We start from the raw sequence: 3,912 nt of genomic DNA, 5'->3' as shown, positions 1-3,912 counted from the left end.
TATACGAGAACGAGAAGGTGAAGCAGGAATAATATATTGTGCTACACGAAAAGAAGTAGATGGATTATATTATTATTTAAAGGATTTAGGATATGATGTATTAAAATATCATGGAGGCTTAAAGGATAGTGAAAAGGAATTTTATCAAGATGAATTTTTAAATGAAAATTCAAATGTAATGATTGCAACAAATGCATTTGGAATGGGGATAGATAAATCTAATATTAGATATATAATTCATTTTACAATTCCTAAAAATATAGAAGGTTATTATCAAGAAATAGGAAGAGCTGGGAGAGACGGATTGTCAGCAAAATGCTATTTGTTTTTTAATAGAGCAGATATAAGAACATTAGAATATTTAATTTATACTACAGTGCAATTAAATAGAAAGGAAATTGAAATAAAAAAGCTTCAGCAAATGATAGATTTTTGTGAAACTAAAGAATGTTTAAGAGCATTTATACTTAGGTATTTTGGAGAGCAAAATATTAGAGAATATTGTACTAATTGTAGCAATTGTTTAAGTAATGATGAGCTAAGAGATTATACAATAATGAGAGTAGGGCATCGCCAGATTGAATTAGAGCGAAAGCGAATAACCCCGTATCGTAAGGTGCGGGGTTTTTGGTTTTTATTACTTATAGCTTTTCTCTAGATAAATGGAATATTCTTATGTAAGAATAAAAATCCAACGAAGAGAAGAAATATTTATTAAAAGCTAAGAGAAAGACAAAAAATAAGCAGTGGTATTGATCAAATACCACTGCTTATTATACAACGCTTGATGCCCATTACTAAACAGCTTTAAAGCAATAATGCCGAGCCCCATTTGATAATATCGAAAAAGAATTTATTTTGATTGGTAGCAACACCGTCGCCATTTTTTTTCTCTTCAGTTGAGGCTTTTTCTTCCGCCATTCCGCTTTTATATTGCCCTTTTACTACTGCCAAATCATCGCGAGCTTGTGAACGCAAAGTTTCGCATTGCTGAGCTGTCATCGGTTTAATATCAGCAGGCTTATCTTTCAATTTTTTGAACAGATATTGTGCATAACCCATTGATTTCTCATCTGCTTGCAGAATTTTCACATACTGCTCACCAATTACTTTTTCAAGCGGGTAGAAAAACACATATTGAGCATGAATGTAGCTATCTTCCTTCGAAAAATGCTCTTGTTGAATACGGGTTAATTTCGGATAAATACATTCTCGAGCCTGTTCACTTTCAGCAATCCATTTTTGTGCATCTTGATCAGAAAGCACGTAATCCGCATCTGCAAACTCACCTGGAAATGGAGCTTCTTTAACGCTTGTCGAGCAAGCGACTAACATGAATGGAAGGGTAAAAATAAGGGATTTTTTCATCATAACAAATTCTCAAAAAAGGTTTTGGTATATATTGAAACGATTTTTGCAAAATTTCAAGCGGTAAGATTAGCAAAACAAGTTGCAAATTTAACCGCTTGCTCCTCCATTTTTATCTTGCTACCGAAATCTCCACTACCAATTGTTGTTTAAAACTCAGTAACTGATTTAGGCGGGCGGTTTCGACACAGACCATATGTTGGTAATCATTCGGTTGCATTGCACTTGGTGGAGTGTCCCACGGATTCCAAAGTACGATGCTGTCAGCGTTTTGGTGGTCGATCTCAATATTTCGCTCCCACAAGCGGTCGGAAATGATTGAGTTTTTACCAATATAAGGATAAATACAATCTACACCTTGTTGAATTTGACGAGTAGTAGGCAATTTAACTTGTTGATCAGTGAGTTTATCGAACGCAGTCATCGGCAAATTTTGCACTTCTACATTCTCAATTTGACTTAAATTGAAATAGCTATGTAATGCAATTTGAGCAGGATTTTGCCCATAATGGGTAAATTCAAGTCGGAGTTTTTCACTGAATATCATTTGAATGTGAGCTTGGATTATCTGATGCTCATCAAATAGTGAGAAATTTAATATGACTTGTTTATCCTGAATATCGTAATCGCTAAGTGTCCAAAGTTGTAAGCGGGCTGTGCCGTGGGCTGGCTGCTTTACGGTGCCAAACCAAGGATAGCAAATTGGTATGCCCCCACGAATAGCAACACCTCGTTTGAATGGCTCAATAGAGCTAAGCCAAAAAATATCGTGTTCTGTATGGCGAGGTTGCCAACTTAACAATTGTGCACCTTGGAGGGCAATTCTGGCTTTTCCGACGGGATGATCGAGTTCAATCACTGGGATTTCGTTTTGTTGAATAAGGTAAAGAGAATTAGCTAAGTTCATTTTTAGATCCTTTTTATTATTTCTTGTAGGTGCTAATCATATTAGACCCTACAAAGATGAGATTATCATATTCTTTTTTTAACGTATGCTTCTCGCCATTTCTTGCATATACGGCATCGTTTTCTCAAAAAAATAGCGATACGAAGGGCAGAGATAATTGTGTAAATTCGGGTAGTTTTCCACAGGTATGAACCGATGTTTCGGGCAGCCGCCGTTGCAAAGTTTTTTAAATTCACACCGCTTGCAGAGCGTGGTGAGCTTGGTGTTTTTATCTAAGCCAAATTGTTGCTGTTTGGTGGAAGTGGCAATCTCTGCCAATGATTGTTGGTTGAGATTGCCAATTTTATATTCAGGGGAAACGAAGTGATCACAGGCATAAATATCGCCATTCGCTTCTGTAACCAAAGATTGCCCGCAAGTTGGTTGATGTACGCAGGTGGTGGATGGATAGCCTAGCCATTGTCCGAGCAGATTATCAAAGGTGGAGACATAAATTTTGCCGACATCGTGTGAATACCATTCTTGAAATACATCAAACAGAAATTGTCCCAAGCCTTGCGGTGGTACGGAGAAACTGGTGATTTCTGCGGTGTTCGGGTGGCGTTCTACAATCGGGATAAACTGCATATAACGCGAGCCGAGCTGTTTAAGAGCTTGGTAAGTTTCCAGCCCTTTCTGCCAATTTTGATCGTTCACCACCGTTAGTGTGTTAAATTCTACTTCGTTTTTTTTCAGTAATTCTAAGGCTTTCACCACTTTTTCAAAGGTTGGGTTGCCGTTGCCTGAAATACGGTAGCGGTTATGCACGGCGCTTAATCCGTCGATGGATAAGCCAATCAGAAAGCGGTTTTCACGGAAAAAATCTGCCCATTGCTGATTTAAGGCGATGCCGTTGGTTTGAAAAGCGTTGGTGATCTGCTTGCCGTTGGCAAATTGTTGCTGAAACTCGACCGCTTGCTTGTAGAAATTCAAGCCTAAAAGCGTCGGTTCACCCCCTTGCCACGCAAACTCCACGCAATTACCTGCGTGAGAATCAATGTAATTTTGTACGTAATTTTTGAGCGTTTCTTTCGACATAAACGGGGCGTGATGCCCGAATTGTGCCTCTTTTTCCAAGTAGAAGCAGTATTCACACTGAATGTTGCAGTGAAAGCTGCTGGGCTTTGCCATCAGGTGGAAATGTGCGGTCATTTTCGCTCCTATTTGGCTTTATGGCGTTTAAACGCCCCTTTTTGCTCCAAGGCTTTCACAATGCGAATGGCGGTTTCAGTTTCACAGCCTGCATATTCAGCAATTTCACGATAGGTCCAGTTGTAATGCGGGAAGTGTTGGGTAAAAAAATCGAGGCTATCGATAATACGATCAAGGGTGCGAAGATAGGCACTTTTCGCTAAGCGTTGCTCCGCTTCGCGTAGTTCATCGGCAAGAATTTGTAGCAAATACAAATTCATTTGTGGGTTATGTTGGAAGAAAGTGGAACTGATTTCAGGCGTGATACGAATTAACTCTGCTTCGATAAGCACTTTGGCATTGCAGTGATAGTGTGGATCTCTGAAGTGACATAATGAACAAGATCGGGTTGCTTATCGTCGCCGGTGTGCTCGGTTTAGCAGGGTGCAGTTCAACATCACCCTCCC

Annotated in this window: 4 protein-coding genes and 1 pseudogene; 1 reads left to right on the top strand and 4 read right to left on the bottom strand. The window is 39.0% G+C overall.

The features are described 5' to 3' along the window. Positions 1 to 658 (top strand): helicase-related protein (locus KH943_RS09510; RefSeq protein ID WP_304110356.1); only part of this gene is annotated, 658 nt, incomplete at its 5' end. A 149-nt stretch (positions 659 to 807) separates the two neighbouring features. Here the strand turns inward: KH943_RS09510 and KH943_RS09505 are convergent. The 4 genes and pseudogenes from KH943_RS09505 to KH943_RS09490 form a co-directional block, all read right to left on the bottom strand. Then, positions 808 to 1,371: a DUF5358 domain-containing protein gene (locus tag KH943_RS09505; protein ID WP_304110355.1), complete on the bottom strand. Its 564-nt coding sequence runs from the start codon at positions 1,369 to 1,371 to the stop codon at positions 808 to 810. Positions 1,372 to 1,480: 109 nt separating this feature from the next. Next, positions 1,481 to 2,275 (bottom strand): D-hexose-6-phosphate mutarotase, encoded by a 795-nt coding sequence (locus KH943_RS09500; protein ID WP_304110354.1) that lies wholly within the window; start codon positions 2,273 to 2,275, stop codon positions 1,481 to 1,483. 78 nt (positions 2,276 to 2,353) lie between these two features. Beyond that, on the bottom strand, positions 2,354 to 3,466 hold the full coding sequence (locus KH943_RS09495; RefSeq protein ID WP_304110353.1) for an anaerobic sulfatase maturase: 1,113 nt from the start codon (positions 3,464 to 3,466) through the stop codon (positions 2,354 to 2,356). An 8-nt stretch (positions 3,467 to 3,474) separates the two neighbouring features. Further along, positions 3,475 to 3,825: pseudogene (locus KH943_RS09490) on the bottom strand (Crp/Fnr family transcriptional regulator); the annotation flags it as partial. Positions 3,826 to 3,912: the final 87 nt, after the last annotated feature.

The sequence above is a fragment of the Haemophilus parahaemolyticus genome (genome assembly GCF_018373095.1).
Lineage (GTDB): Bacteria > Pseudomonadota > Gammaproteobacteria > Enterobacterales > Pasteurellaceae > Haemophilus_A > Haemophilus_A parahaemolyticus_A.
This window is presented reverse-complemented; position numbering and strand designations above follow the sequence as displayed.

Excerpts from the sequence above, each read along its gene's own strand:
- KH943_RS09500 (WP_304110354.1), bottom strand. The coding sequence starts at position 2,275 with ATGAACTTAGCTAATTCTCTTTACCTTATTCAACAAAACGAAATCCCA.
- KH943_RS09505 (WP_304110355.1), bottom strand. The coding sequence starts at position 1,371 with ATGATGAAAAAATCCCTTATTTTTACCCTTCCATTCATGTTAGTCGCT.
- KH943_RS09495 (WP_304110353.1), bottom strand. The coding sequence starts at position 3,466 with ATGACCGCACATTTCCACCTGATGGCAAAGCCCAGCAGCTTTCACTGC.